Source organism: bacterium Scap17 (assembly GCA_013376735.1).
In the GTDB taxonomy this organism is placed as follows: Bacteria; Pseudomonadota; Gammaproteobacteria; order Pseudomonadales; family Halomonadaceae; genus Cobetia.
Genome location: VINJ01000001.1, coordinates 2,385,656 through 2,412,654 on the forward strand (window position 1 = coordinate 2,385,656; position 26,999 = coordinate 2,412,654).

At 62.3% G+C, this 26,999-nt stretch carries 26 protein-coding genes; 16 read left to right on the forward strand and 10 right to left on the reverse strand.

The genetic code is table 11. The annotated features are described in order from the left end of the window. Positions 1-111 precede the first annotated feature (111 nt). Complete coding sequence (locus FLM52_10140) at positions 112-552, reverse strand: low molecular weight phosphotyrosine protein phosphatase (protein ID NVN56148.1); 441 nt, start codon at positions 550-552, stop codon at positions 112-114. A gap of 363 nt (positions 553-915) precedes the next feature. Here FLM52_10140 and FLM52_10145 point away from each other — a divergent pair, with 363 nt between their 5' ends. After that, complete coding sequence (locus tag FLM52_10145; GenBank protein NVN56149.1) at positions 916-2,298, forward strand: NAD-dependent succinate-semialdehyde dehydrogenase; 1,383 nt, start codon at positions 916-918, stop codon at positions 2,296-2,298. Positions 2,299-2,547: 249 nt separating this feature from the next. Here the strand turns inward: FLM52_10145 and FLM52_10150 are convergent, their stop codons facing one another. Further along, positions 2,548-3,606, reverse strand: a complete 1,059-nt coding sequence (locus tag FLM52_10150) for a cation transporter (protein NVN56150.1) — start codon at positions 3,604-3,606, stop codon at positions 2,548-2,550. Positions 3,607-3,794: 188 nt separating this feature from the next. Here FLM52_10150 and FLM52_10155 point away from each other — a divergent pair, with 188 nt between their 5' ends. From FLM52_10155 to FLM52_10170, 4 genes are all read left to right on the forward strand, one after another. Continuing rightward, a complete protein-coding gene (locus FLM52_10155; protein ID NVN56151.1) occupies positions 3,795-4,724 on the forward strand; it encodes an EamA family transporter in 930 nt (309 codons plus the stop codon). Between the two features lie 94 nt (positions 4,725-4,818). Beyond that, the gene (locus tag FLM52_10160; protein ID NVN56152.1) at positions 4,819-5,925 is read left to right on the forward strand and encodes an endonuclease; all 1,107 of its coding nucleotides are present in this window, start codon (positions 4,819-4,821) and stop codon (positions 5,923-5,925) included. A gap of 87 nt (positions 5,926-6,012) precedes the next feature. Beyond that, the gene (locus tag FLM52_10165) at positions 6,013-6,777 is read left to right on the forward strand and encodes a lipo-like protein (protein NVN56153.1); all 765 of its coding nucleotides are present in this window, start codon (positions 6,013-6,015) and stop codon (positions 6,775-6,777) included. Positions 6,778-6,893: 116 nt separating this feature from the next. Beyond that, the gene (locus tag FLM52_10170; protein ID NVN56154.1) at positions 6,894-7,394 is read left to right on the forward strand and encodes a DUF1456 family protein; all 501 of its coding nucleotides are present in this window, start codon (positions 6,894-6,896) and stop codon (positions 7,392-7,394) included. 90 nt (positions 7,395-7,484) lie between these two features. Here the strand turns inward: FLM52_10170 and FLM52_10175 are convergent, their stop codons facing one another. The 3 genes from FLM52_10175 to FLM52_10185 form a co-directional block, all read right to left on the reverse strand. Further along, on the reverse strand, positions 7,485-7,829 hold the full coding sequence (locus tag FLM52_10175; GenBank protein NVN56155.1) for a metalloregulator ArsR/SmtB family transcription factor: 345 nt from the start codon (positions 7,827-7,829) through the stop codon (positions 7,485-7,487). 382 nt (positions 7,830-8,211) lie between these two features. Further along, a complete protein-coding gene (locus FLM52_10180; protein ID NVN56156.1) occupies positions 8,212-9,075 on the reverse strand; it encodes a serine protein kinase RIO in 864 nt (287 codons plus the stop codon). 148 nt (positions 9,076-9,223) lie between these two features. Next, on the reverse strand, positions 9,224-10,309 hold the full coding sequence (locus FLM52_10185; protein NVN56157.1) for an NAD(P)-dependent alcohol dehydrogenase: 1,086 nt from the start codon (positions 10,307-10,309) through the stop codon (positions 9,224-9,226). A gap of 331 nt (positions 10,310-10,640) precedes the next feature. On the opposite strand from FLM52_10185, the gene FLM52_10190 reads away from it, so the two are divergent. Both FLM52_10190 and FLM52_10195 read left to right on the forward strand, forming a co-directional pair. Beyond that, positions 10,641-10,829 (forward strand): hypothetical protein, encoded by a 189-nt coding sequence (locus tag FLM52_10190; GenBank protein ID NVN56158.1) that lies wholly within the window; start codon positions 10,641-10,643, stop codon positions 10,827-10,829. Between the two features lie 205 nt (positions 10,830-11,034). After that, positions 11,035-11,592, forward strand: a complete 558-nt coding sequence (locus FLM52_10195; protein NVN56159.1) for an NYN domain-containing protein — start codon at positions 11,035-11,037, stop codon at positions 11,590-11,592. A 151-nt stretch (positions 11,593-11,743) separates the two neighbouring features. On the opposite strand, the gene FLM52_10200 is transcribed toward FLM52_10195, so the two are convergent. Continuing rightward, the gene (locus FLM52_10200) at positions 11,744-12,514 is read right to left on the reverse strand and encodes a UTRA domain-containing protein (protein ID NVN56160.1); all 771 of its coding nucleotides are present in this window, start codon (positions 12,512-12,514) and stop codon (positions 11,744-11,746) included. 716 nt (positions 12,515-13,230) lie between these two features. Here FLM52_10200 and FLM52_10205 point away from each other — a divergent pair. From FLM52_10205 to FLM52_10235, 7 genes are all read left to right on the forward strand, one after another. After that, complete coding sequence (locus FLM52_10205) at positions 13,231-14,262, forward strand: extracellular solute-binding protein (GenBank protein ID NVN56161.1); 1,032 nt, start codon at positions 13,231-13,233, stop codon at positions 14,260-14,262. A 92-nt stretch (positions 14,263-14,354) separates the two neighbouring features. Then, positions 14,355-15,188, forward strand: a complete 834-nt coding sequence (locus FLM52_10210; GenBank protein NVN56162.1) for an alkaline phosphatase family protein — start codon at positions 14,355-14,357, stop codon at positions 15,186-15,188. Beyond that, complete coding sequence (locus FLM52_10215; protein NVN56163.1) at positions 15,188-16,036, forward strand: ABC transporter permease subunit; 849 nt, start codon at positions 15,188-15,190, stop codon at positions 16,034-16,036. Before FLM52_10210 ends, FLM52_10215 begins: the two co-directional genes overlap by 1 nt. Before the next feature lie 40 nt (positions 16,037-16,076). After that, entirely contained in the window at positions 16,077-17,000 is a 924-nt protein-coding gene (locus FLM52_10220; GenBank protein NVN56164.1) for an ABC transporter permease, read from the forward strand. Beyond that, positions 17,000-18,187, forward strand: a complete 1,188-nt coding sequence (locus FLM52_10225) for an ABC transporter ATP-binding protein (GenBank protein ID NVN56165.1) — start codon at positions 17,000-17,002, stop codon at positions 18,185-18,187. Before FLM52_10220 ends, FLM52_10225 begins: the two co-directional genes overlap by 1 nt. Beyond that, a complete protein-coding gene (locus FLM52_10230) occupies positions 18,126-18,854 on the forward strand; it encodes an HAD-IB family hydrolase (protein NVN56166.1) in 729 nt (242 codons plus the stop codon). Before FLM52_10225 ends, FLM52_10230 begins: the two co-directional genes overlap by 62 nt. A gap of 199 nt (positions 18,855-19,053) precedes the next feature. Then, a complete protein-coding gene (locus FLM52_10235) occupies positions 19,054-20,259 on the forward strand; it encodes a GAK system CofD-like protein (protein ID NVN56167.1) in 1,206 nt (401 codons plus the stop codon). A 117-nt stretch (positions 20,260-20,376) separates the two neighbouring features. Here the strand turns inward: FLM52_10235 and chrA are convergent, their stop codons facing one another. The 4 genes from chrA to FLM52_10255 form a co-directional block, all read right to left on the reverse strand. Beyond that, complete coding sequence (gene chrA / locus FLM52_10240; protein NVN56168.1) at positions 20,377-21,639, reverse strand: chromate efflux transporter; 1,263 nt, start codon at positions 21,637-21,639, stop codon at positions 20,377-20,379. Between the two features lie 314 nt (positions 21,640-21,953). Continuing rightward, a complete protein-coding gene (gene arsJ, locus FLM52_10245) occupies positions 21,954-23,273 on the reverse strand; it encodes an organoarsenical effux MFS transporter ArsJ (protein NVN56169.1) in 1,320 nt (439 codons plus the stop codon). Between the two features lies 1 nt (position 23,274). Next, positions 23,275-24,324: an ArsJ-associated glyceraldehyde-3-phosphate dehydrogenase gene (locus FLM52_10250; GenBank protein ID NVN56170.1), complete on the reverse strand. Its 1,050-nt coding sequence runs from the start codon at positions 24,322-24,324 to the stop codon at positions 23,275-23,277. A gap of 114 nt (positions 24,325-24,438) precedes the next feature. After that, the gene (locus tag FLM52_10255) at positions 24,439-24,801 is read right to left on the reverse strand and encodes a metalloregulator ArsR/SmtB family transcription factor (protein ID NVN56171.1); all 363 of its coding nucleotides are present in this window, start codon (positions 24,799-24,801) and stop codon (positions 24,439-24,441) included. A gap of 489 nt (positions 24,802-25,290) precedes the next feature. Between FLM52_10255 and trxA the strand changes: the two genes are divergently transcribed. Then, entirely contained in the window at positions 25,291-25,614 is a 324-nt protein-coding gene (gene trxA / locus FLM52_10260; protein ID NVN56172.1) for a thioredoxin, read from the forward strand. Positions 25,615-25,817: 203 nt separating this feature from the next. Next, positions 25,818-26,936, forward strand: a complete 1,119-nt coding sequence (locus FLM52_10265) for a hypothetical protein (protein NVN56173.1) — start codon at positions 25,818-25,820, stop codon at positions 26,934-26,936. Positions 26,937-26,999: the final 63 nt, after the last annotated feature.

Consider the following 26,999-nt stretch of genomic DNA (forward strand, 5'->3'; position numbering starts at 1 on the left):
TAATACCTAAATGATGAGAATATCCAAAAAAAGAGACCAACTGCTCAACAGTTGGCCTCCAAAATTCTTATACCTGTTGGTGATGAGACTACCCCCACACCGACATGAGCGTTATTTGAGTTTACCTACCCACAAGGCAGCCGCTTCCACCAGCTTCTGGTGCGCATGGCGGAAGGCCTCCTCGCTCTTGCGATAGGGATCAGGGATCTCTTCCCCCTGGCCGCCCGCCAGCCAGCGACCGAACAGCATCGTCTTGCCACTGACCTGCGGCGCCATCTGGTTGATGGCGCGGCGATGGCCATCGCTCATGACCAGAATCAGGTCTGCAGCCGTCAGCATCTCGACCGACACCTGGCGCGCACGATGCTCATCTACCTCGAGCCCTGACTCGACGGCGAAGCGTGCTGCCGTGGGTTCGACCGGGTGATCGACCAGTGCGCCCACACCCGCCGAGTGCACTGTCTTGCCAGGCAACGCCTGCTTCAGCAGTGACTCGCCGACCGGACTGCGACAGATGTTGCCGGTACACACCACCAGAATATTGTTGAACACGCTGACTTCCTCTTCCTTGTGACGCTTGCACTCATGTTGATGGCCCGGCGCGCGGCAAGCTTGGCCCCGCACGGACGTCAGACGCCCATTGTCGCATGCTGGCAGCCTGTTCGGCAGGTTCACATTCGACCGCTTCGCGATCGAGCACTGATGACACCTCTGGCTTTTCAAGGGCCAGCAGCGTGCTCATATGGCAACACTGAGGTGACCCGACGCAATAGCCCCCTGCCCCTTGAAGACCTCAGGCAATATCGCCAAGTCCTGAATGTGTAGCCAATTAAGTGACTGGCTCAAGGGCCGATCTCGATCCCTCGTGATCCCCATTCAGTCACTTGCTGAACCAGCACCCACCAGGGAGGCAAGATGAGCAACAAGACACTGACCGCATCCAACCCGGCCAATGACAAGGTTCTCAAGGAATACGCCACGCTGAGCAAGGAAGAGGTTCAGCAGAAACTGGAGCAGACGCGCAAGGCGTACTCGAGCTTCAGCCAGACCACCGTGCAGGATCGTGCGCAGCGCCTCACCGTTCTGGCGGACCTGATCGATGAGCATCAGAAGGAAATCGCCACGCAGATCGCCCATGAGATGGGCAAGCCCTATGATCAGGGCATCAGCGAGACGCAGATTTCCTCCAGCATCGCGCGCTTCTATGCCGATAACCTGCCCAAGCTGATGGAAACCGAGCAGCGTGATGTCGACGGTGCCGTGCGTGCCAAGATCGTCAAGGACCCCATCGGCGCCGTCCTCGGCGTGATGCCGTGGAACTATCCGCTCTATCAGGTCATCCGTTTCGCGGCTCCGGCCCTGGCGGGCGGCAATGTCTGCCTGATGAAGCACGCCTCCAATGTCCCGGGCTGTGCCGATCTGATCACTCAGCTGTTCCACAAGGCCGACTTTGAAGAGGGTATCTTCACCTGGTTGCCGGTGGGCTCGGAGATGATCGAAGACATCATCAATGATCCCGTTGTCCAGGGCGTCACCCTGACCGGCAGTGAAGAGGCGGGCCGCAAGGTCGCCGAGCAGGCAGGCGCGGCGCTCAAGCCAAGCGTGCTGGAGCTGGGCGGTATCGATCCGCTGATCGTGCTGGATGACGCCGACATCGAACGTGCGGTGGATCTCGCCATCGCCGGGCGTTTCGACAACACCGGCCAGAGCTGCGCCGCGTCCAAGCGCCTGATCGTCGACAAGTCCCTCGCCGAGGACTTCTCCAAGCGCCTGATCGAGAAGGTCAAGGACATGCGCATGGACGACCCGATGAGCGAAGGGGTCGATATCGGCCCGATGTCTCGCAAGGACCTGCGCGATGACCTGCATGACCAGGTCCAGCGCGCCATCAAGGCAGGCGCCAAGCTTGAATGCGGTGGTGAGATTCCGGATCGCGACGGTGCCTGGTATCCGCCGACCGTGCTGACCAATGTCACCCAGGGCAATCCGGCCTTCAATGAAGAACTGTTCGGTCCGGTCGCCTCCGTGGTGGTCGCCGACAACGAAGCGCATGCCATCGAGCTTGCCAACGACTGCCCCTATGGCCTGGGCAGCACCGTGGTGGCCAAGGACGACGAACGAGGTGAACGCGTCTCTCGTCAGCTGCAAACTGGCATGAGCTTCGTCAACCGTCCGACCACACCCTTCGCCCAGCTGCCCTTCGGTGGTGTCAAAGGCAGTGGCTATGGTCGTGAGCAGAGCGAATATGGCTTCGGTGCCTTCATGAACATCCGCACCGTCTATGTCGCTGAACACTGAGAGGCTCAGTCCTGACTCGCCAAGCACTGGCCGCTGAGCGTTGAGGTGCAACGCGACGCCAGCGACGCTGATAGCTGAATAGCTGAATAGCTGAAGAGCTGAAGAGACTGCAGCGGATGATTCACTCCAGTCCCTTCGCGGCAACGAACAACGCCCCGCTTTTCAGCGGGGCGTTTTGCGTCAGGGATTCGCATGCTTTGCCTTGCGATATTCCCTCCCTCAACCAGTGCGCTGATCGCACTCATGACATCAGCGCGTCACGCAGCCCTGCAGGCATGCCTCGCCTTCCAGCTGAACCGTAACGTGCGAGATGTCATGGCCGTCGCGCAGATAGGCCTGAACACGCTCCAGCACATCGCCGGGCACGCTGGTGGCGGCCACGACGACATGCAGACTGGCAATCGGCGACTGAGGCGTCAGCCCCCAGAGATGCAGGTCATGTACGCTCTCCACGCCCTCAAGCGCCAGGATGCCCGCCTGGATATCGGCGTGATCGAGCTGCTCCGGCGTGCCTTCCAGCAAGGTATGCGCCGAACGCTTCACCAACGACCAGGCGCCGCGCAATATCAGCACCGCCGCGAGCACTGACAACAGCGGGTCAGCCTGATTCCAGCCGGTAGTCATGATGATCAGCGAGGCGACGATGGCCGCCACCGAGCCGAGCAGGTCCCCCATTACGTGCAGTACCGCGCCGCGCAGATTGAGGTTGTCCTGATCGCCCTGATGCAGGATACGAAATGCCACGATATTGACGACAAGTCCGAGCACGGCGATGGCCAGCATCGGTCCCGCCAGTACTTCGGAGGGCAGCCAGAGCCGCTTGATGGCGGCCACCACGATCGCCGCCCCGATCACCAGCAGAGTCAGGCCATTGACGAACGCGGCCAGCACCTGAAAGCGTGCATAGCCGAAGGTCAGCTTGCGGGTCGCCGCCCGATGCCCGAGGCGAAACGCGCCCCAGGCCAATGCCAGCGACACGGTATCACTGAGCATGTGCCCGGCATCCGCCAAGAGGGCCAGTGAGCCCGCGACCAGCCCGCCGACCACCTCCGCCAGCATGAAGCCGCCCGTCAGATACATCGCCAGCTTGACGCGTCGCTCGCTGTCGGCGGTCACCTCAGGCGCATGATCATGGTGGTGCCCATGATGATCGTGCGAATGGCCGTGTGAATGTTCATATGAGTGGCCGTGTGAATGGCCATGCGAGTGCCTGCCTGAAGGGTCAGAGCCATGAGAATGATCGTGAGCGTGCTGCCCGGAAGGCTCATGCGAGGGATCGCGAACCTCATCTTGCGGTGTCGATGCCATTCAACCTCCGGCCATCTAATGAAAAAAGAAACGTGTCTGCATGATGCGCAGCGTAACATCGAAAGTCGCGCGGCTTTCAAGACGCATTGGCGGATTTTCGCGTTCCGATAAAGGCCAGCAGCCACTGCGCCAGCTTGATAGGATAGTTATCACTTGCGAAGCAACGAATAAAGGACTCCCCCCTCCCCATGAGCCTCTCCTCCGAGACGACCCCCTCCCGTTCACCCCTCAAGGCCGACCTGCTTCTCCTGCTGGTCACCATCATCGCCGCCGCAGGCTGGATCTTCTCCAAGGAGGCGATGGCCGGCATGCCTCCACTGCTGTTCATCGGCAGCCGCTTCCTCCTGGCAGGCCTGATTCTGGCGATCTTCGACGCTCGCTCGCTGGGACAGCTACCCACCAGACGCAAGCTGCGCGCCAGCGGCGTCGGAGTCCTGTTCGGGGGCGCCATGGCCTGCTGGTCGCTGGGGGTCGCACTGTCTGATCAGCTGGGCGTGATCGCCTTCATCAACAGCTTCGGCATCCTGCTGGTGCCGGTGCTCGCACGACTGCTGTTCAAGGACAGGCCACCGCTGAGCACCTGGATCGCACTGCCCACCGCCCTGCTCGGATTCGCCCTACTCGGCATGGGCCAGCCCGGCGCGACCGATGGCTTCACCATCGAGCCCGCTCAATGGCTCATCTTCGGCGCCGCCTGCCTGTTCGCTCTGGTGTTCAACTTCAATTCACGCCTGGTACGCAATATCCCGGCCCTGCCGCTGACGGCCATCCAGCTGATGACCACCGGCGTCACCTGCCTGATACTGTCGGCGCTCAGCGAGAGCTGGCCCGCCGGCATCAGTCTCGACATCCTGAGCTGGTTCCTGGCCAGCACCCTGATCGCCAGCACCCTGCGCTTCTTCCTGCAGATCTACGCACAGGGCCTGACCACCCCCAGCCACGCCTCAGTCATCCTGATGCTGGAAGCGGTCTGGGCCGCCCTGATGTCGGCAGCCTGGTTCGGTGAGCGCATGACCCTGATCCAGATGACCGGCTGTGGCCTGATCTTCACCGCCCTGCTGATCAATCGCTGGCAGTGGATCTCGCGTCTGTGGCGCCAGCGGAGAGCCGCCTCTTGAGCAAGCGGCCTGACTTGAGTGTCGCGCTGGCCGCCACCATGTCAAAAGCATGAACGCTTGGCATGTCGTCCCCTTCCTCAGCCTCGGAGCCTCCATGATTGCCACATTACTCGGCGTACTGACGCTGCTGATGGCAGCCTTCACCTTGCTGCCATTGACGCGCATTCGCCACTGGTCGGTGCGCATCATGGACTTCCCCCGTCTGCAGCTGGCCGCATTGTGGGCGGTGCTGTTGATCGCCGACCTCACGGTCTCCGGGCTGGCGCCAGGGCTCAGGATATCGTTGGCAGTCATCGCCGTGGCCGGGCTCATCTATCAGGCGCACTGGATCGCGCCCTATACCCGCCTCTTTCCCTGCGAGTCCGCGCGCACCCAACAGCACGACCGGCAGCGTCAGGTCCGCCTGCTCACCGCCAATGTCCTGACCAGCAATCATGACAGTGACAAGCTGCTGGCCATCGTCGAACGTGAGCAACCCGACGTGCTGGTGACGCTGGAATCCGATGACTGGTGGCAGCAGCGGCTCGACGTGCTCGAGGCGGACAGCGAGCAATACGGCTATTCCCACACCCTCAAGTGTCCGCTGGACAACCTCTATGGCATGCATGTGTATTCGCGCCTGCCCTTGCATGACGCCAGAATCAATTATCTGGTGGAAGATGACGTGCCCTCGATGCATGCGCAGCTGGAACTGGCCAGCGGTGACCGCGTGCGAGTGCACTTCCTGCATCCGGCGCCACCCAGCCCGACCGAGAATGACGAATCGTCCGAGCGGGATGCCGAACTGATCATCGTGGCGCGCAGCGTCGCCGACAGCCAGCAGCCGGTGATCGTGACCGGTGACCTCAACGACGTGGCCTGGTCTCGTACCACGCGCCTGTTCCGCAAGCTGTCCGGTCTGCTGGACCCGCGCGTCGGCCGTGGCATGTTCAATACCTTCCACGCCAACATTCCCCTGCTGCGCTGGCCGCTGGATCACCTCTTCCACAGCGAGCATTTCAGTGTGGTGCGCGTGGCGCGCATGGAAGCCTTCGGCTCCGACCACTTCCCGCTGCTCACCGAACTGGCGCTGACGCCCGCCCAGGACACCGACGAGACACTCGATGCCCCGGAGCCGGACGCCGACGACCAGGCCGAGGCCAGCGAGACCGCCAACGACGAGGATGTCAGCCAGCAGGACGTGCCGAAGCCGGGTCGCTGAGCACGACAGGACCGAGATGGCATTTGGCTGAATTCTCCAAAAGGTCCCAGACTGGCTGATGAGGCTTGAGCCATACGGGAGGCAGGCATGCGAGGACTCGACTGGCTGGGCACGCGGCTGGCGCGTCATCTCACGGCGCCGGGCAAGTTGCCGGCGCATCGCGCCACGTCATCACCGGAAAAGCTGGCTGCCACCCTGCGGCGCGGCGATGTCCTGCTGGTCGAGGGCACCTCCCGCATCAGCACCGCCATTCGCTACCTCACCCAATCCACCTGGTCCCACGCCGCGCTCTGCGTGCGCACCCCACTGAACAGCAGAGGCCGCCCGGTCAAGGGCGACTGCCTGCTGGAAGCGGAGGTCAGCGCCGGGGTGCGCCGCGTGCCTCTCAACCATTACTGGCACCAGCACACGCGCATCTGCCGTCCGGTCGGACTCACGGAGGAGGAGATCAGCGCATTGATCGCCCATGCCGAGGCGCGGCTGGGCCATCAATATGACCTGCGCAATATCGTCGATCTGGCTCGCTATCTGATTCGCACGCCTCCGGTGCCCAGCCGCTATCGACGCCGCATGCTGGCACTGGGCAGCGGCGACCCGACCCGTGCGATCTGCTCATCGCTGATCGCCGAGGCCTTCCAGGCTGTGCGCTATCCCATCCTGCCAGACAGTGACGTCGTGCCCTCCAGCGACCCGGCATGCCTGCACTGCTATCAGGAATTGCTGCATATCCGCCATCACAGCCTGTTTGCGCCCTGCGACTTCGATATCTCGCCCTACTTCGACATCATCAAGCCGACCCTGTGCGCCGGATTCGATCCCCATCGCCTGCAGTGGAGCGAACCGCCCACCTGATCTGATATGCTGCGCGCCATCCGCGGCCTGGCTGGCCGACGCTTGTGCATCAGCTCTCCTGTGCCGACTGAGCCGCCTGCCGCCCACTGACACTCTTCACGACCGGAACCACGCCCGTGACCAACAACGACATCATCCGTCGCCTGCGCTACGCGCTGAACCTCTCCGACACCGACATGATCAACACCTTCGCTGCCGCGGACCACGAGGTCTCACGCGCCCAGATCAGCGATTGGCTCAAGCGCGATGATGATGAAGCCCAGCAGCGCATCAAGGACATCGACCTGGCCAGGTTCCTCAATGGCCTGATCAACGTGCGCCGCGGCAAGCGCGAAGGCACCCAGCCGGCGCCTGAAAAGCGTCTCGACAACAACCTGATTCTGCGCAAGCTCAAGATCGCCTTCGAGCTCAAGGATGACGACATGCTCGAGCTACTGGCACTGGCCGGATTCGAGCTGATCACCAAGTCCGAGCTGTCTGCCTTCTTCCGCAAGCCCGATCATCGCCACTACCGCGAGTGCAAGGACCAGATCCTGCGCAACCTGCTCAAGGGCATCGAACTGCGCCATCGTCGCCAAGACCCCGAGACCGAGCAGCACGCCGTCGATCCGGTCTGATCAGACCCTGATGTGACGCCATACAACAACGCCGCCTCGGATTCCGGGGCGGCGTTGTTGTATGGCGGCAATGGCGGTACCCACAGCGGCTCAGCATTCGCGGTTGGGGCGCCCTTCCATGGTGGCCAGGCGCGCCAGCAACGGCGCCATGCGGTGCTGGCTCCCTTCCGCCGCCGCGACCAGCGCCGGCAATACCCAGCACGGCAGGTCAGGCATCAGGCGGTAGTAGACCCATTGTCCCTGGCGGCGATCCAGCAGCAGACCACAATTGCGCAACTGGGCCAGATGGCGCGATACCTTGGGCTGCGACTCCTGCAACACGTAGGTCATCTCGCATACGCAAAGCTCGCCTTCTGCATGGATAAGCAACATCAGCACAAGGCGTGTATCGTCGCTGAGGCATTTGAAAAGACGTGTCGGGGTCAGAAGAGACAATGCAGAATTCCACCTGATTCAATGATGTGAGCGTGCCGCCAACCACAGCTGCAAGCGCGTGCGAATTTCGTTCAAGGCGCGCCCATAGGACACCGCAGTATCCTCATTGCGCGGATCCTCGATATCCCAGAACAACAGCTCATCGGTCTGGCCATCCCACTGGCGACACTGCTGCATCGCCTTCTGATACGACGCGATGGCGGTATCGAAGGGTTGAGATCGGTAGCGATCGACTCGCTCGCCAAGTCTGAGTCATCGCCCCCGGCGCGTGCAAGAAGGTCCGACGCATGCTGTAGCGAGGCACCAGTTGCTCGCCACTCGAGAGCTCTTCCCAAGAGCTGCCCGCCACAACCCAAGCCCCGGCCAGTAGCTAGCAACTCAGCTAGTCATCATCGCCCTCTTCGGCACTCTTCTGGCGCGCCTTGCGCTCCTGCTCTTCTTCCATGGCCGCCATGATGTTCTCGAGCAGCGCATCCACGTCCGGCGCTTCGGCGTCGTCCTCATAAAGGCCCGTCAGCTCGACATCCGGGTCCATATCACCGGCCTCAAACAATGCCCAGATCTCATCGGCGTAGCGTGTCTGTGCCAGTTCAGGCGCGAACATCGCGTAGTAGGCGGTGATATTGGCGACATCACGCGCCAACATGCTCTTGGCATTATTGTTGGCCGCAGCATCGACCGCCTGCGGCAGATCAATGATCACTGGGCCATAGTCATCGACCAGCACGTTGAACTCGGACAGGTCGCCATGCACCAGGCCGGCATGCAGCATGCGCACGATGTACTGCATCATCAGCGCATGGTCTTCCCGCGCCTGCTCGGCGGACATCGAGACATCATTCAGGCGCGGCGCCACATTGCCGTCGTCATCGGTGACCAGCTCCATCAGCAGCACGCCATCGAAGCAGCCGAACGGTTGCGGCACGCGCACACCGGCATCGGCCAGACGATACAGCGCATCGACCTCGGCATTCTGCCAGGCGGCTTCCTGCTGGTTGCGTCCGAAGCCGGAGCCCTTCTCCATCGCCCGCTGACGGCGACTGTTGCGCACCTTGCGGCCTTCCTGATAGAGCACGGCCTGCTTGAAGCTGCGCTGGGCAGCATCCTTGTAGACCTTGGCACAGCGGATCTCGTCTCCGCAGCGCACGACGTAGACCGAGGCTTCCTTGCCACTCATCAAGGGGCGAAGCACTTCATCGACCAGGCCGTCATCTATGAGCGGCTGGATTCTCTTTGGCGTTTTCATCGCGTTCTTATACGCGTTTTGCGATACATCGGGAATCACCCTGTAGCAATTTTGTGACATACCTTACGACAAAACCCCCGCCAATGCGTCATTGGCGGGGGTTTCAGCATTCACTGACAGACTGCCTGATCGGCAGCAGCGTCAGCGCTTATTGGGCGTTCTTGAGGCTCTGCATGTCAATCACGAAACGATACTTGACCTTGCCTTCCTGCATGCGCTTCCAGGCATCATTGATGGTGTCGATGTCGATCATCTCGATATCGCAGCCAATGTCGTGCTCGGCGCAGTAGTCGAGCACTTCCTGGGTCTCGGGCATGCCGCCGATCAGCGAGCCGGCCAGCACGCGACGCTTCATCACCAGATTGCCACCCTGCAGCGCCGGGTCCACTTCCTGCACCAGGCCGACGAGGATATGCGTGCCGTCGTACTTCAGGGTATTGAGGTAAGGGTTGAGGTCATGCGGCACCGGCACCGTGTCGAGCAGGAAATCGAAGGTTTCGGTGGCGGCCGCCATCTGCTCGTCATCCGTCGAGACGATCACATGATCGACACCATTTTCGCGCGCTTCCTCGACCTTGCTCTCGCTGCGGGTGAAGAGCGTCACTTCACAGCCCATCGCCTTGGCGAACTTGATGCCCATATGGCCCAGGCCGCCCATACCGATCACCCCGACCTTGTCGCCGGACTTCACGCCATAGTGACGCAGCGGCGAATAGGTCGTGACACCCGCGCACAGCAGCGGCGCTGCCACAGCCGGGTCGAGCTTGTCCGGGATGGAGACCACGAAGCGTTCGCTGACGACGATCTTGTCGGAATAGCCGCCCTGGGTGAGGCTGCCGTCGTGACGGTCCGGGCTGCCGTAGGTCATGGTCATGCCGTCGAGGCAGTATTGCTCGAGCCCCTTCTGACAGGCGCTGCATTCGCGGCAGGAATCCACCATGCAGCCAACGCCGACCATGTCGCCCACCTTGTACTGACTGACGTCATTGCCAACCTGGGTCACCCGCCCCACGATCTCGTGCCCCGGGACCAGCGGATACTGAGAAAAGCCCCAGTCATTGCGGCCGACGTGCAGATCCGAGTGACAGACACCGCAGTAGAGAATCTCGATGGCCACATCGTCCGGACGCGGCTGGCGACGCTCGAAGTTCCAGGGCGCCAGGTCTGCCGTTTCGGATGCCACGGCATAAGCGCGAGTCTGGCCGTCAAAATCACCGTTGGAAGGGCTAGTCATGGAGTCTCTCCTTGCTTGGCTGAGCGTCGGTTGGCGTGACCATCAAAGATGATTCAGCGCCCGTGAAAGGGATTCGCATGCCATGCGGCAATCGCGATCATGCCCAAGTACCTCTTGCCGACAGCCCGACTTTTCAATGGCTTGGCTGCCCTGCATCACTGTGTTGGTCAGATCGCAACAGCGACCCACCAAGCTGCGCGAGACTTGCAGACACAAGAGAAAGCGGCGCGAAACATCAGGCTTCTGATTCCAAATTGACGCCATCAAGCAGCAAAGTTGCCACTGTGTTATCCTGCACCTTCACCCCTCACGTCTTGGAACGGAGTCCCGCATGGCGAATACTCGTACTACTGCAAAGAAAAAAGCACCGGCTGCTGTCGAAACCTCAGCCTCGCTTGAAGCTCAGATGCAGGCCTTCTTGGACCGTGGTGGCAAGGTGGATGTGATTGAATCCGGTGTCAGCGGCCAGGTCATTGGCGTCAAGCCGACCAAGCCGTCAAACCCTGCTGCCAAGAGCTGAAGCTTGCCCATCAAGCCTTGGTGCCCGAACGCGCTGCTCGCCTCTCTCAACTGGCGCCTGCCATCGAGTCACTGACTGGTGAGAGCGTTGTTCATCGCTAGACCTCCAGCCGCTGCCCTGCATCATCAGGTAGCGGCCGGCATCTTTCTGGGGAGAGGAAAATCACCTCTTGCCTGCCCTTGCCCCTCCCGCCACGGCGACGCCCATGCCAGCCTCTACTTCGCGCGACAGCTCCCTCGACTCCCGCCAGCACAGCGTGCATGGCACTCGCGACGCGGATGGGGCACGCACACACCTGGCCGTCTTCATTGATGTGCAGAACATCTACTACACCACCCGCGATACCTTCGGCCGGCAGTTCGATTATCGTCGCCTGTGGGCAGAGCTCGAGCGCCTCGGCTCGATCCAGCATGCCTACGCCTACGCGATCGACCGTGGCGACCCCAAGCAGCAGCAATTCCAGCAGCGCCTGCGCGAGATAGGCTTCACGGTCAAACTCAAGCCCTTCATCCAGCGCGGCGACGGCTCGGCCAAGGGCGACTGGGATGTCGGCATCACCATCGACGTGATGGAAGCCGCCCCCGAGGTCGATGAAATCATCCTCGCCTCCGGCGATGGCGACTTCGCCCTGCTGCTGGATCATGTCGCCACCCGCCACGCCATCACCACCCGCGTCTATGGCGTCGAAGCCCTCACCGCCCTTGCCCTGATGAAAAGCGCCCATCACTTCCGCGAAATCGATGAAAGCCTGCTGATGCGCTGATACGATCGATCGCGTCTCAACCGCGTCCGAATCCTGCCCATCGCACAAGAAACACCCGCACGCCCTCCACTAATCAAGAGGATGTGCGGGTGTTTTCGTCTGGGCCACTAGCGGCCTGCCAGACATTCAGGCTTTACCGCGAACTTGCCGACTAGCTCTGTGGTGCGGCACTCAACGTCAATTCAATGGCGTCGTGGCGCCAGTGTTCATCATCGCAGTCCACCGCGCGGCCATTTTGATCGAAGTTGATGCGAGTGATGCGCTGCGCGGGGCTGCCTTGCGCGGCGTTCAGTGCGGCGGCGGCCTCAACGTCGAACACCGTGGAGGCCAGCTCGAAGCTGACGCGGCTGACACGAATGGCGTATTCGCGTCGATAGAGGTCGGTCAGGGAGTGGGCTCCGAGATCGAAATCGAGGATGTCAGGGAAGCAGTCACGTCGCAGGTGATGGCAGACATGCAGCACGCGCCGCCCGTCGATACGCCGCACGCGAGTGATGCGATAGACCACTGAGCCCTCCGCAATCCCCAGTCGCCGCGCGATCACCGCGTTGGCAGCGACCTCTCCTGCCGCCAGTACCTCGGTGCTGGCCACCCGCTGCTGTGACTCGACCATGTCGCGAAATGGCAGGCACGCCAGCAAGTCATAGCGCAGTCGTGGCGGCGAGACGAACCAGCCCCGCCGATTCTCACGATAGATACGCCCCTCCGCCTCCAGCTGCAGCAGGGTGTCGCGCAGGGTGACCCGCGTCGTGGCAAAGCGTTCGATCATCTCGCGTTCGGAGGGCAGGCGCTGTGAGGCGCGTAGCGGCGCTGCCTCAAGATGGTTCAGCAGCTTGCCCTTGAGCCCTGCCACGGGGACATCCGCGTCAGGAGTTGCTGATGAAGCAGCGTCACTCTGGGGCTCAAGCGAAGATGAAGGCATGCGAAGTTCCTGAAAGATAATGAAAGACAGCAATTTCTGGCGAGTCACTTGCATGACATCCAGGGCGTCCAGGATGGAAAGGGTCAGAGAGAGGCGATTTCTGTGGTCTAGTTCAGATGACTCGCAAAGCTCAGTGCGTCTTTTCAAGACACGCTTGTCGAGACACGCATGAGGAGAATAGTGGCATTGGCGTGACAACTCGGTGACAGCGCAGATTTGGCTGCCACGCCAGCTCAGTCATCACGCGCTGACTCATGTCTTGCACGCCCTGCTTTGCAGACTTATGGCTGTGGAAGATAGCGAGGACCGGGGCCCGCGGCAAGGCATGAAGAAGGCACGGAGAAGGTATGAAGGATGCAGAGGCAGAGCCCTCACCCATGCCATGACAACGACATGTTGACGACACGCAACTGTCACAGGCGAGCGCTAGAGTCGATCGTGTCTTTCGGACTGAACTAGACCACACAGTTTCGGCTATCTCGGCACTTGCATTTGCCTGAGCACTTGGCAGAGCACTGGTCTGATCAATGATCCAAGAACTGGCCTGAGCAATGACCTGAGCACCCGGACGTGCTCTCAGCGTGTCGATGGAGTGTCTGATACCCGTCACGCCTTACCTTCAGCGCAGCGATTGTTCATCACCTACTGGGGAAATCTCCTTGAAGTCGATTGCCACTACCTCATCCCGCTCCACCGGCCTGCTGGTTTCCACCTGCATGGCCGCCCTGTTGGGCAGTGCCTCCGTCAGTGCCGCCGACATGCCGGCTGACCTTCTCGAGGCCGCTCAGTCCGAAGGCCGTGTCGATAGCGTCGGCATGCCGGACAGCTGGGCCAACTGGAAGGACACCTGGGCAGACCTCGAGTCGAAGTATTCCATCGCGCATAGCGATACCGACATGAGCTCCGCCGAGGAAGTTGCCAAGTTCAAGGCCGAGGGTGAGAACGCCACCGCCGATATCGGTGACGTGGGCTTCGCCTTCGGTCCGATCGCGGTGCAGCAAGGCGTGACCCAAGCCTACAAGACCACGACCTGGGATCAGATCCCGGAGTGGGCCAAAGACAAGGATGGCCACTGGGTACTGGGCTACACCGGCACCATTTCCTTCATGATCAACAAGACGCTGGTCAGCGAAGATGAGCGCCCGACCTCCTTCTCAGATCTCGCCGAGGGTGACTACAAGGTGTCCGTCGGCGCCGTGGGCAAGGCCTCCCAGGCCAACAACGCCATTCTGGCCGCTGCCTTCGCCAATGGCGGCAAGGAATCCGACCTGACACCGGGCCTGGAAGTCTTCGCGGAACTGGCGCGCCAGGGCCGTCTGTCACTGGCAGAGCCGAGCATCGCCAACCTGGAGAAAGGCGAAGTCGAAGTCGCCCTGCTGTGGGACTTCAATGCCCTGAACTATCGCGATCAGATCAACCGCGACACCTTCGAGGTCGTCATTCCGTCTGATGCCTCCGTCACCTCCGGCTACGCCACCATCATCAACAAGCATGCCGCGCACCCGAATGCCGCCAAGCTGGCCCGTGAGTACATCCTCTCCGATGCCGGTCAGCTGAATCTGGCCAAGGGCTATGCCCGTCCGATCCGCGCCGAGCACCTCACCCTGCCTGAGGATATCGCCGCCAAGCTGCTGCCCAACGAGCAGTACGCCAATGCTCGTCCGGTTCAGGACTTCGCGGGCTGGGAAGCCAGTGCCAAACAGCTGCCGCGTCAGTGGCAGTCCCAGGTACTGATCCACCAGCAGTGATCCCCGGCCTCTGCTTCACGCGAGCAGAGCGCGCACCATCCTGACAGACGGCATCGCCTTTGCGGTGCCGTCTTGAGCTTCACGGAGTCACCATGTCTCAGCGTGTCATTCTTGTCGTGCTCGACGGCCTCAACCATGCCGTGGGTCATCATGCCATGGGCTATCTGAGTGCCCTGGTAGAGGCCGGCCGTGGCCAGTATCAATCACTGGACTGCGAGCTGCCGGCCATGTCGCGCCCGCTCTATGAATGCCTGCTGACCGGCGACCTGCCTGTCGACTCAGGTATCGTCAACAACGGTATCGTGCGCCGCTCACGCGGCATCAGCCTGTTCGACCTTGCCAGCCAGCAGGGCAAGCGCACGGCTGCTGCCGCCTATCACTGGGTCAGCGAACTCTATGTCGCGGCCCCCTTCGTGCCGGCCCGCCATCGCTGGCTCGACAACCCGGAATCCGCCATCCAGGCGGGCATCTTCTACTGGCAGGATCATTATCCGGATGACCATCTGTTCAGTGACGCCGAAATGCTGCGCCTGCGTCACGACCCGGATTTCCTGCTGGTGCATAGCATGAACATCGACGATGCCGGCCATCGTCATGGCGGCGACACGCCGCAGTACCGCAACGCCGCGCGGCATGCCGACGTCGCCCTGGCCGACTACCTGCCGGCATGGCTGGAAGCCGGCTATCAGGTGATGGTCACCGCCGATCACGGCATGAATGCCGACCGCTCACATTCCGGCCTGCTGGAAGAGGAGCGTCGCGTGCCGCTGTGGACCTTCGGCACCGCCTTCGCCAACGCCACCGCGACGGATCTCAAGCAACGCGAGCTCTGCGGCACCCTGGCCACACTGCTGGGACTCGAGCACAGCAAGGCGAGCAATCCGTCGCTGCTGGCGAGCCATGCTGCCACGCGAGGCCTCAAGTGATGTCTGCCGCCTTCAAGCGCCGCCTGACCAGCCCCGTCATGTGGCTGTTGCCGTTTGCACTGATCTTCGGCGCCTTCCAGATCGCGCCGCTGGTGTGGGTGATGATCAGCGCCTTCAAGACCCCTACTGGCTGGGGGCTGGCCAACTTTCACGAGATCGCCTCTTCGGCCTTCTTCCGGCAGGCCATCTGGCGCAGCCTCGAGATCTCCTTCATGTCCAGCGTGCTGGGGCTGGCGATCGCCGCCGTGACCTGTCACAGCATGCAACGCTGCGGCCCGCGTCTGACGCGCATGATGATCGCCTTCACCAACATGACCAGCAACTTCGCCGGTGTCCCGCTGGCCTTCGCTTTCATCATCCTGATGGGCGCCAACGGCATGCTGACCCTGATGCTGGAGCGCTTCGGCCTGCTCGAGGACTTCAATCTCTACTCGCGCACCGGCCTGATCGTCATCTACATCTGGTTCCAGATTCCGCTGGGCATCCTGTTGCTGTATCCCGCCTTCAGCACCCTGAAGACGGAGTGGCGTGAAGCCGCCAGCCTGCTGGGCGCCAATCGCCTCGCCTACTGGCAGCACATCGGCCTGCCGGTGCTGTGGCCGTCACTGGCGGGCACGCTCACCGTGCTGTTCGCCAATGCCATGGGCGCCTACGCCACCGTCTATGCGCTGGTGAACACCAGCTACAACCTGATGACCATCCGCATCGCCAACCTGGTCTCCGGCGACCTGTTCCTGCAGCCGGAACTGGCCAGCGCACTGGCACTGGTGCTGGTCGTCATTCTCATCATCGTCACGCTGATTCAGCAATGGCTCATGCGCAGGAGCTACCATGTCACTTCCCGCTGAACTGCCCTATCGCCACGGCAAGCCCTTGCTGCCCAGCCTGATGGCACGCCTGCGCCGCGTGAATCTCTACACCTTCATCGTCACCAGTATCTTCGCGCTGCTGGCACTGCCGCTGATCGCGACGCTGTTCTACGCCCTGGCGACACGCTGGGGCGCCAGCCTGACTCCCGACGCCCTGACCGTGAAATGGTTTCTGGAACTCTGGACCACACCGCGTTTTCTGGCGGCGTTCGGGCGCTCGCTGCTGGTCGCCGTCGGCGCGCTGGCACTGTCGTTGCTGCTGATCGTGCCGGTGGTATTTCTCGCCCACACACGCTATCCGCGCCTGGACAGCGTGATGAATGGGCTGATCCTGCTACCCTTTGCCGTGCCGCCCATCGTGTCATCGGTCGGCCTTCTGCAGCTCTACGCAGGCGGCCCGCTGGCCATCGTCGGTACGCCGTGGATCCTGATACCCACCTACTTCACCATCGTGCTGCCCTTCATGTACCGCGCCTTGGCCAACAGCCTGCGTGCACTGGATGTAGCCTCCCTGATGGAGGCCGCTCAACTGCTGGGGGCAAGTCCGCTCAAGGCGTTCTTCCTGGTCGTACTGCCCAATATTCGCGTCGGTATCCAGATTGCCGTCTTCCTGGCCTTCTCGTTCCTGGCCGGCGAATTCGTGTTCGCCAACATGCTGGTCGGCACCCGATTCGAAACCCTGCAGGTCTATCTGAACAATATCCGCGGCGCCAGCGGCCATTTCACCAGCGCCCTGGTCATCACCCTGTTCGTGTTCACCCTGATCCTGACCTGGCTCGGCAATCGTCAGCCCGCCGAGCAGGAGATGCCCGCGGATGACCCCGATGAGGCGCTGACCACCGCCATTACCGACGGCTTGCCCGGCCCGCTGCCGAGCGCCGACCCCGAGCCGCGCCACACCACTCACCAGTCGTCAGACTCCGCACCCCGAGGGGACCGCTGATGCTTGCCATCGACACCGCCACCACATTCGATAGCCAGAGCGCCGGCGGCCTTCTGACCAGCGCCCTGCGCGAACGTGCCGCCGACCAGCACTACCTAAAGCTCAATGGCCTGGCCAAGAGCTTCGGCAAGACCCAGGTGTTCGCCGAGATAGAGGCCGAGATCGCGCGCGGAGAATTCATCACCCTGCTCGGCCCTTCCGGCTGCGGCAAGTCGACTCTGCTGCGCGCCATCGCCGGTCTCAATGATGTCGATGCCGGCAAGATCATCGTCGATGGTCACGACATCACGCCACTGCCGCCGCAGCGTCGCGGCATCGGCATGGTCTTCCAGCACTATGCCCTGTTCCCCAACATGCGGGTGGCGGACAACGTGGCCTTCGGCCTGCGCATGAAGAAGGTACGCCCGGAAGAACGCGAGCGGCGTGTCAGCGAGGTGCTCAGACTGGTGGAGCTGACCGATCAGGCGCAACGCTTCCCGCACCAGTTGTCCGGCGGCCAGCGTCAGCGTGTGGCGCTGGCACGCGCGCTGGTGGTCGAACCGCAGATCCTGCTGCTGGATGAGCCGCTGTCGGCACTCGATGCGCGTATCCGCCGCCATCTGCGTGATCAGATCCGCGATATCCAGAAGAGCCTCGGCCTGACCACCCTGTTCGTGACCCACGATCAGGAAGAGGCACTGCTGCTGTCGGACCGCATCTTCCTGATGCATCAGGGGCGCATCCTGCAGCAGGGCAATGCCGAATCGCTGTATACCCGCCCGGTGGATGCCACGGCGGCAGGTTTCATGGGGCATTACAATCTGATCGGTCGCGAGCTGGCGCGCCCGCTGCTCGGCTACGAAAGCGACAGCCCGCGCGTGGCAGTGCGTCCGGAAGCGCTGTACCTGCAACCGGACACCAGCCCCCAGGGACAGCAGGATGAATATGCCAACTTCCCGACCCAACCCTTGCCGGACAATGCCGGCCCCGGCTGCCCGGGCGTGATCCGCCGCCACCAGCTGCTCGGCAATATCGTGCGCTACGAGGTGGACTGTCAGGGACTGCGCCTGAATGTCGATGTCCTCAATCGCAGTGCTCGGCAGCTACTGCCGCGCCATCTGCGCGTGATACTGCACGCCGATCTGGATGAGGTTCAGGCGCTGGGCGGTAACGAGACCGCCACCACGACGCAGGTGTCCCATGACTGACATCACAGGGCTTGCCATCTTCGATCTTGACGACACCTTGCTCGAGGGCGATGCCACGGGGCTTTGGACCGACTGGTTGATCGCGAGGGGCTGGATCGTCGATGGCGAGAAATATCGCGCGATCTGGGCACAACAGATGCAAGACTACGTGGCAGGTGAGCTCGACATGGAGACCCACCTGACTCACCTGCTGGCCCCGCTGGCAGGGCGGGCCGTCAGTGAGGTCGATGCCGAGGTGGCACGCTTTCTCGATGCCGAGCTGATGCCACGCCTGTATCGTGAGGGGCTGGAGCGGATCCATTGGCACCGCGCTCAGAATCATCAGGTCGTGATCATCTCGGCCTCGACAGCGCATCTGGTCGCCCCCCTCGCCGAGCGCCTGGCGCTGGACGCGGCCCTGGCCACGGCCCTTGAGACCGAGCAAGGCTGCTACAACGGGCGGGCCTGTGGCATTCGGACCTTCCGCGAGGGCAAGCTCGCGGCACTCAAGGCATGGCAACGGCAACACGCCAGCCACAGCACTGGAGTGCCCAGCTGGGGCTATTCGGATTCACGCAATGATCTGGCCTTGCTGGAATTCGTCGATCACCCCTTCGCCGTCCACCCGGACCCGACCCTTGCCAACCTGGCGCAACAGCGCGCCTGGCAGACACTACGTTGGCAATGAAGGAAACCGGGTTGGTAATGAGAGAGGCTGGCAGCAAGAGACGCTGGGCTGGAATCGAGAGCTCCTGCGCTGGAATTGAGAGACTGGACGGGAATCGAGAGTCCCTGCGCTGGAATTGAGAGAAAGTGCATAATAGGCGACGCTGGGCGTAAAAAAAGGCACTCTATGCCAAAAATGCAAGCATAAAGGAAGCCATGCAATGGCCAAGGTCAGGGTCAGTCGGATCGCACGTGTACCCGATCCCATGCGCGTCAGGCGCTATCTGAAAGCCCCCGAAGTCGGCCCGCGCGTGCTGTTCTTCAGTGGCGGCACCGCACTGACCGGGGTCTCGCGCACCCTGACCCGCTATACCCACCACAGCATCCATCTGGTGACGCCGTTCGACTCCGGTGGCAGCTCAGCCAAACTGCGCGACGCCTTCTCGATGCCCGCCATCGGCGACCTGCGTTCACGCCTGATGGCGCTGGCCGATGACAGTGTCCTGGGCCATCCCGACATCTATCGCCTGTTTACCCACCGCCTGCCGCGTGAAGCGCGCCCGGAGATGCTGCACGCCACGCTGCGCGAGCTGGCAGCCGGACGTCATCCGTTGACCATGGCGGTCGCGGAACCGATGCGCACCCTGATCTGCCATCAGCTGGGCTTTCTCATCGACGCCATGCCGGAAGGCTTCGATCTGCGCGGCGCCAGCATCGGCAACCTGATCATTGCCGGTGGCTATCTGAACCATCACCAGCAGCTGGATCAGATCATCTTCCTGTTCTCCAAGCTGGTACACGTGCGCGGTACGGTGCGCGCCGTGGTCAATGCCGATTTCCATCTGGCGGCAACGCTGGAAGATGGCCGCGAGATCATCGGTCAGCACCGCATCACCGGCAAGGAAGTCGCCCCTCTCGATTCGCCCATCGCGCGCATGCGCCTGGCCGCGACAGAGGGCGACCAGCATGTGCCCGTGGTGCCGGAGCTGCACGCCAACAATCGCCAGTTGATCGAGTCGGCCGAACTGATCTGCTTCCCTCCCGGTAGCTTCTACTCCAGCGTGCTCGCCAATCTGCTGCCCAAGGGCGTCGGGCGCGCAGTGCTGGCCAACCCCTGCCCCAAGGTCTACATCCCCAACTGCTGCCCGGACCCGGAGCAGACCGGCAAACGCATGGATGAGCTGGTCAGCGTGTTGCTCGACACCCTGTGTGCCGACCTGACCGGCCGCATGGAAGACTGCCCCACCGAGAACCTGCTCAACATCGTGCTCCTCGACAGCCAGCGCGGTGACTATCCCGGCGGCCCCTGCATCGAGGCGCTCGAGCGCATGGGCATCACCGTGATCGACACCCGTTTGATCAGCGAGCAGAGCGCACCCTACTACGACAACGAGCTGCTGGTCACCGCGCTGTTGTCGCTGGTGTGACACCAACCGCGAGACGCTCGGCATGAGTTGCTATGCATGAACTGCTCTGCAGACAAGAACGCCCCCGCCTGCCAACAGCAGACGGGGGCGTTCTTTTGCCAGATACGACGTCGAGACTTAGATCACGCCACGAAGGGCGCCGAGGATCACCATCCCCAGCACCAGCTTCCAGGGTGCCAGCGAAAAACGCGTCAGAGCGATGAAGGCGGCCAGCGCGATCACCATGTCCATACGGCTCAGCACGCTGGTGGTCCACAGCGGGTCATAGAGCGCCATGCCCAGCACGCCCACCACGGCTGCATTGGCGCCGGCGAGCGCAGCGCGCGCCCCGGCACGTGCACGCAGACGCCCCCACAAAGGCGCCACACCGATCAGCAGCAGAATCCCCGGCAGGAAGATGCTCAACAGCGCAATGACGGCACCGAGCAGTGCCGAACCGCCGTCCACCTGCGCCATGCCAGCCCCCAGCCAGGCGGCAAAGGTGAACAGCGGCCCCGGCACCGCCTGGGCGGCGCCATAGCCGGTGAGGAAGGTATCGGCCGCGATATGCCCCGTCTCGACGGTAGAGGCCTCCAATAGCGGCAGCACCACATGCCCGCCCCCGAACACCAGCGCCCCGGCACGGTAGAAGATATCGACCAGACTGCCGGAGGCCACCAGCGGCAGGCCGATCAACAACACGAAGAACGCGATCAGGCAGTAGCGCGCCAGGCGCGGCGAGACCGGCAGTGACAGCCCCGCGGCCTGGGCTTGCTGGCGCACGGATGCTGCCTTGTCATCACGACACAGCAGGCTGCCGAGCACTGCGCCCATCGCGATCACCCCGACCTGGGTCCAGGCGCTCTGTGCCAGCGCCAGGCCCAGCATGGCCAACAGCGCCAGACAGGTACGCCGCAAATCCGGGCACAGCTTGCGTGCCATGCCCCAGATCGCCTGGGCGACGACGGCCACCGCTACCAGCTTCAAGCCGTGGATCACCCCGGAGGCCAGCGGCCCTTCGAGGCTGCCGGCCACCAGTGCCAATACCAGCAACGCCAGCGCAGACGGCAAGGTGAAGCCGATCCATGCCAGCAGCCCACCCATCACGCCACCGCCACGCACCATGCCCAGCGCGAACCCGACCTGACTGCTGGCCGGCCCCGGCAGAAACTGACAGAGCGCGACCAGCTCAGCGTAGGCCTTGTCACTCAACCAGCCTCGCCTGCGTACCAGCTCATCGTGGAAGTATCCGAGGTGGGCAATCGGGCCGCCGAAGCTGGTCAGTCCCAGCGTGAAGAAGGTGCGCAGCACTTCACTGCGCCGCGTCTTGTCGCTCGCAAGCGGGGCATCAGGCGTCGCAGGGTCGCGCTCACGCCTTGCAGTTTCATCCGGATGTGACATGACGTTTCTCTTGGAACGGAAAGAAAAGGCTAACGACCGGAAATCCAGCCAGGAGCTTATATCAGGGACTTATGTGAGAGATATACAAAGATTCTTCACTTGCTGACGCTACGGTGACATCAGGTGAATGCGCAATGTCCTGATTCTCGCCCCTTGCATCACCCACCAGACTATCGCCGCCAGATGACAGGAAGCCCTTCCCATCAATGGGGAGGGCTTCCTGTAGGAGTGCTTTCTGCATACTGGCTCAGGCGTCAGCAACACGCCTTATGGCACCGGGTCATCAAGCGCAAGGCGCCTTTAGTCATGGCGCATCAGGTAGCCGACGTCTTCTGAGTGGAGGCATGCTGCGTGTCAGGGGGCAGTGCGATGGCCATCACGGCGCTCGCCGCCACCAGCGCCGCCGACCACCACAGGCAGGCTTCCAGCCCATAGGCCTGATAGAGCCAGCCGGACAGCAAGGTGCCCAGCAGGCGCCCCATGGCGTTGGCCATGTAATAGAAGCCGACATCCATCGACACGCCTTCACTGCGCGCGAAGCGCACGATCAGGTAGCTGTGCCAACTGGAATTGACCGCAAAGATGACGCCGAACACCAGCAGGCCGATGATCAGCCACTCGAGAGGTGCCAGCCCCAGCAGGATGGCCGCAGTCCTGTCGACTCCCTGCTGCACATCCAGCGACATGCTCGCCATCAGCGCGGGCAACAAGGCCAGCACACCAGCCAGCAGCACGGTCATCCAGCGCACGCCTGCATCACCGTGCAAGCGACGCGCGATCGGCCCGGTGATGCGCGGGGCCTGGGTCTGCACCCCGCCGTAACCGATCACCCACGCGGCCATCAGGATACCGACTGTCCAGAAGTTCCAGCCATGTACCTCGGCCAGATAGACCGGCAAGGCGACCACGAACCAGACATCGCGTGCAGCGAACAGACACATGCGCGCCGCCGACAGCACATTGACCGCTCGCGAGGTCGAGAACATCTCACGAAACGCCGGCTTGCGGCTGGCCTTGCTCTGCCCCAGTGATGCCGAGAGCTTGCGCAGGGACAGCACCAGCACCACAGCCAGCATCAGCCACATGGCCAACACCGTGCCCTGGAAGCCGATGAGGCTGAGCGCCGCGCCACCGAGGAAGAAGCCCAGACCCTTGAGAGCATTCTTGGAACCGGTCAGCAGCGCGACCCAGCGATACAGCGAGCTCTGCGACTGCGCCGCCTGCTGCCCCTTCGGCACCAGCACCTTGATGGCGCTCTTGGCGCTCATCTTGTTGAGATCCTTGGCGATGCCCGACAGCGCCTGGGCGATCATCACCCAGATCACCGTCAGCATGGGCTCCGGCACCAACAGCATGCCGAGCGCCACCAGCTGCATCGCAAGCCCGGCATTCATGGTGCGATTGAGGCCAAGCCTTGCCCCCAGCCAACCGCCGACCAGGTTGGTGACGACACCGAAGGCTTCGTAGAACAGGAACAGCAGCGCGATATCCAGCGCCGAATAGCCCAGCGAATGGAAATGCAGCACCACCAGCATGCGCAGTGCGCCATCCGTCAGCGTGAAGGCCCAGTAATTCCCCGTCACCAGCAGGTACTGGCGCACCTCATGGGGCAGCTCTCGCAGGCGGGCAAGCATGTCAGCGCTCCCGTGTACTGGCGTCGGCCAGATCACCCAGACCCACTTTCAGCGCCAGCTCTGCGGTGCGATTGGCATAGCCCCACTCGTTGTCATACCAGGCGTACAGCTTGAGCTGGGTACCCGCGACCACCATGGTCGAGGGCGCATCGATGATGCTGGAGCGGGAATCGGTACGGAAATCGATCGACACCAGCGGACGTGTCTCGTAGCCCAGCACGCCGGCCAGTTCGCCTTCTGCCGCGCACTGCAGCGCCTGATTGACCTCATCCACCGTCACTTCGCGGTTGAGCTCGAACACCATGTCGGTCAGCGAGGCATTGGCCAGCGGCACGCGAATGGCGTGGCCGTTCAAGCGGCCTTCCAGTTCCGGGAAGATGGCACTGATCGCCTTGGCGGAACCGGTGGTCGTCGGAATCAGGCTCATGCCGCAGGCCCGCGCGCGGCGCAGGTCCTTGTGCGGCGCATCCAGAATCGTCTGGGTATTGGTGATGTCGTGCACGGTGGTCATGGAGCCATGACGAATGCCGAACTGCGCCTGAATCACCTTGATCACCGGTGCCAGGCAGTTGGTGGTGCAGCTGGCCGCCGTCACGATGCGATGCTGTTCGGCGTTGTAGAGGTGGTCGTTGACGCCCATGACGATGTTGAGCACGCCCTCTTCCTTTACCGGCGCGGAGACCACGACCCGCGTGACGCCCTGCTCGAGATAGGCGTTCAGCACCTCGGTGCTCTTCTTCTTGCCGGAGGCCTCGATCACCACATCGCAGCCTGACCAGTCGGTGTCACCGATCTCACGCTGGCTTGAGAATGCCGTGCGCTGACCATCGAGGGTGATGGAGTCCGCGTCACTGGTGATACCGGCACCCGACGACCACTGGCCATGCACGGAATCGAATTCCAGCAGATGAGCGAAGGTCGCGGCATCGCCACCCGGGTCATTGATACGCACCACGTCCAGCGCGATATCCTCGCGCAGCTTCCACAGCGCGCGCAGCGCGAGACGACCGATGCGTCCGAAACCGTTGATGCCGACGCGCAGGGCCGGCATGCCCTCCGGCACGGTGATGGACGAGGAATAGGACGGAGCGCTATGAGCAGGACACATGGGCATTTCCTTGAGAGTGTTCGAAAGGATTCGGCTAACGTTCTTCGCCCTGTGCGCTCAGCAGCAGCGCACAGGGCGGTTGGGCATCGTCTCCAGCCACGCCACCCAGCGCGACACCTCGCGGGCGTTGGCCTGACAGAGAGTCGCGAGAATCTGATGGCACCAGGCCGGTAGATCAGGTGCCAGGCGGTAGTGCACCCACTGGCCACGCCGCTGACTGGTCAGCAGGCCAGCATCTCTCAGCTGGGCGAGATGCCGCGAGACCTTGGGTTGGGAGATGGGCATGGCGCGCTGTTCCAACAGCCAGATGAGCTCGCAGACACACAACTCTTCCATCTGAGCCAACAGCTGCACGACGGTCAGGCGAGTATCCTCGGCAAGGCACTTGAAGACCTGCAAAGGTGTCAGGCAGGCCGCCATGCCGCCCACCCCATCAATAGCGTCATGGGTTGACGGTTTCATGGCGATGTCCTCGCGTATGCCTGAGCCATCTTGATCCCCTCCCGATTCCCTCTCACCGGCACCTGACGCATGGCAAGGCAGGTTGCCTGCCAGCCGGCTGAAGCGCGGTGATATATGAAATATCATATATATGTTTTTCCATATATCAAGTGACACATGCATGAAAGTTGGATGACAGCCGGTGCGTGAATCAATGGCAGCGATGGACAGCGAGTGAAGGGTAAATGGAGGGCGAATGAAGCACGTTCAGAGTGTCGCTTGGCTCGGTGTACCAGCGGGTAGGCGGTCACACCATCGCCACTGTTGCGCAAACGGCACGCATATGTTGCCTGGCCTCAAAAGCGAATGCGCTTGCGAACAAAAGTCGAGCAGCGTTAGTGTGTGCCCATCAAGCACACCAAGTGCCCTTTTGAATCACGCATCCCTCGTGATGCACAGGAGAGACAAATGGCGGATTTCGCACAAGTCGTCGATAGCAACTACACCCAGGAAGTCATCGAGAGCGAGCAGCCGGTACTGGTCAAGTTCTGGGCACCGTGGTGCGGCCCGTGCAAGATGCTCGACCCGATCGTCGAATCCATCGCCGAAGAACAGGGTGATGCTCTCAAGGTCGTTGCCATCAATGTCGATGATGCACCGGACCTCGCCGCCCAGAATGGCGTCCGCGGACTGCCAACCATCGCGCTGTTCAAGTCTGGCGAGAAGCTCGAAGCCCTGACCGGTGTCCAGCCGAAGGAAAACTTCGATGCCATGATCTCGCGTCACGCCTGATCGAATCGGCCGCTGGCCGCAAGGCACAGACGCTGCAATGAAAAAAACGCCCTCCATGAGGGCGTTTTTTTGGTCTGCACGGTGCTTTAGGTTACTCTATACCCATGATTTTTCAGGAAATTATCGTCATCGAGAAATCCCTGACTTCAAGATATCGCTCATCGCGACAGTAACACCAGCATTATCACGACAAGGAAACATTGATGCCCGACCCCGTCCGTTCGCCCCGACATCTGGGCATGATCGCCCTGCTTACTGGCCTGCTGACGGGCTGTGCCAACGGCCATACGACGCTGCCGGCCACCACCTCAGCGCTCAAGGCCGGGCCTGCCTACGGTGAGATGCGCTCTGTCGCCGTCATGCAGATTCGCCCCGGCAATGTGGCAGTGACGCCCAATGGACAGGTCTTCGCCACCATCCACCCGATGGATGGGGACCACGATGTGCAGCTGGTCGAGATCACCGGCCAGAACAGCTACCGCGCCTGGCCCTCCCCCGCCTTGCAGACGCATGCTGGCCGCTACAGCGACGCCACCATCGATTCCCCGCTGGGCATCTACCAGGATGGCCAAGGCGGGCTTTGGATCACCGACATGGGGCTGCATCTGGGCAAGACCCGCCTGTGGGGCTTCGATATTGCCTCGGGCAAGCTGATCACCAAGCTGACTTTGCCGGCGAATATCGCCCCCGAGGGTAGCTTCGTGCAGGACCTGGCGGTGGACCGCAGCCGTGGCGTGGCCTATCTGGCAGACATCGCCAATCCGGGCTTGATCACCGTTGACCTGGAGAGCGGCGAGGCCACCCGCTTCGGCGAGCATCCGGCGCTTGAGGCAGAACCCGGTGCCAAGCTCAAGATCAATGGCAAGGACATCCAGTTCAATGGCAAGCCTGCCAAGGTCGGCGTCGACCCGATCACCCTGTCCGGCGATGGAGAGACGGTCTTCTTCGGCGCCATGACCGGCCACAGCTGGTACAGCGTACCGGCCAGACTGCTGCGCGAAGGCGCCGATCACGCCACCATCGCCGCTGCCATCACGCGCGTCGGCGACAAGCCCGTTTCCGATGGCGCGGATACCGCCGGGGGCATCCACTACTTCACCAACCTCAATCAGCATGGGCTGGATGTACTGGGCGCCGATGGCAAACTGACGCCGCTGGTGCGCGATGAGCGTCTCGACTGGCCGGATGGCGTGCGCATGGCAGCCGACGGCTGGCTCTATGTCACCGTCAACCAGCTCGACAGCACGCCGCCCTTCAATGACGGCAAGGACAGCGGCCAGGCGCCGTACCGTATCTTCAAGGTCTGGCCGGTCGATAATTGAGACGGCTATAAAGAGGTCCATCGAGTCGACCCTCTGAACGACAACGCCCGCATTCCTTGGTCA

What these genes read in the sequence shown, in the direction of transcription:
- FLM52_10145 (NVN56149.1), top strand. Translation starts at nt 916, where the DNA reads ATGAGCAACAAGACACTGACCGCATCCAACCCGGCCAATGACAAGGTT.
- FLM52_10150 (NVN56150.1), bottom strand. Translation starts at nt 3,606, where the DNA reads ATGGCATCGACACCGCAAGATGAGGTTCGCGATCCCTCGCATGAGCCT.
- FLM52_10155 (NVN56151.1), top strand. Translation starts at nt 3,795, where the DNA reads ATGAGCCTCTCCTCCGAGACGACCCCCTCCCGTTCACCCCTCAAGGCC.
- FLM52_10160 (NVN56152.1), top strand. Translation starts at nt 4,819, where the DNA reads ATGATTGCCACATTACTCGGCGTACTGACGCTGCTGATGGCAGCCTTC.
- FLM52_10165 (NVN56153.1), top strand. Translation starts at nt 6,013, where the DNA reads ATGCGAGGACTCGACTGGCTGGGCACGCGGCTGGCGCGTCATCTCACG.
- FLM52_10180 (NVN56156.1), bottom strand. Translation starts at nt 9,075, where the DNA reads ATGAAAACGCCAAAGAGAATCCAGCCGCTCATAGATGACGGCCTGGTC.
- FLM52_10185 (NVN56157.1), bottom strand. Translation starts at nt 10,309, where the DNA reads ATGACTAGCCCTTCCAACGGTGATTTTGACGGCCAGACTCGCGCTTAT.
- FLM52_10190 (NVN56158.1), top strand. Translation starts at nt 10,641, where the DNA reads ATGGCGAATACTCGTACTACTGCAAAGAAAAAAGCACCGGCTGCTGTC.
- FLM52_10195 (NVN56159.1), top strand. Translation starts at nt 11,035, where the DNA reads ATGCCAGCCTCTACTTCGCGCGACAGCTCCCTCGACTCCCGCCAGCAC.
- FLM52_10200 (NVN56160.1), bottom strand. Translation starts at nt 12,514, where the DNA reads ATGCCTTCATCTTCGCTTGAGCCCCAGAGTGACGCTGCTTCATCAGCA.
- FLM52_10205 (NVN56161.1), top strand. Translation starts at nt 13,231, where the DNA reads ATGGCCGCCCTGTTGGGCAGTGCCTCCGTCAGTGCCGCCGACATGCCG.
- FLM52_10210 (NVN56162.1), top strand. Translation starts at nt 14,355, where the DNA reads ATGTCTCAGCGTGTCATTCTTGTCGTGCTCGACGGCCTCAACCATGCC.
- FLM52_10215 (NVN56163.1), top strand. Translation starts at nt 15,188, where the DNA reads ATGTCTGCCGCCTTCAAGCGCCGCCTGACCAGCCCCGTCATGTGGCTG.
- FLM52_10220 (NVN56164.1), top strand. Translation starts at nt 16,077, where the DNA reads ATGGCACGCCTGCGCCGCGTGAATCTCTACACCTTCATCGTCACCAGT.
- FLM52_10225 (NVN56165.1), top strand. Translation starts at nt 17,000, where the DNA reads ATGCTTGCCATCGACACCGCCACCACATTCGATAGCCAGAGCGCCGGC.
- FLM52_10230 (NVN56166.1), top strand. Translation starts at nt 18,126, where the DNA reads ATGAGGTTCAGGCGCTGGGCGGTAACGAGACCGCCACCACGACGCAGG.
- FLM52_10235 (NVN56167.1), top strand. Translation starts at nt 19,054, where the DNA reads ATGGCCAAGGTCAGGGTCAGTCGGATCGCACGTGTACCCGATCCCATG.
- chrA (NVN56168.1), bottom strand. Translation starts at nt 21,639, where the DNA reads ATGTCACATCCGGATGAAACTGCAAGGCGTGAGCGCGACCCTGCGACG.
- arsJ (NVN56169.1), bottom strand. Translation starts at nt 23,273, where the DNA reads ATGCTTGCCCGCCTGCGAGAGCTGCCCCATGAGGTGCGCCAGTACCTG.
- FLM52_10250 (NVN56170.1), bottom strand. Translation starts at nt 24,324, where the DNA reads ATGCCGGCCCTGCGCGTCGGCATCAACGGTTTCGGACGCATCGGTCGT.
- FLM52_10255 (NVN56171.1), bottom strand. Translation starts at nt 24,801, where the DNA reads ATGGCGGCCTGCCTGACACCTTTGCAGGTCTTCAAGTGCCTTGCCGAG.
- trxA (NVN56172.1), top strand. Translation starts at nt 25,291, where the DNA reads ATGGCGGATTTCGCACAAGTCGTCGATAGCAACTACACCCAGGAAGTC.
- FLM52_10265 (NVN56173.1), top strand. Translation starts at nt 25,818, where the DNA reads ATGCCCGACCCCGTCCGTTCGCCCCGACATCTGGGCATGATCGCCCTG.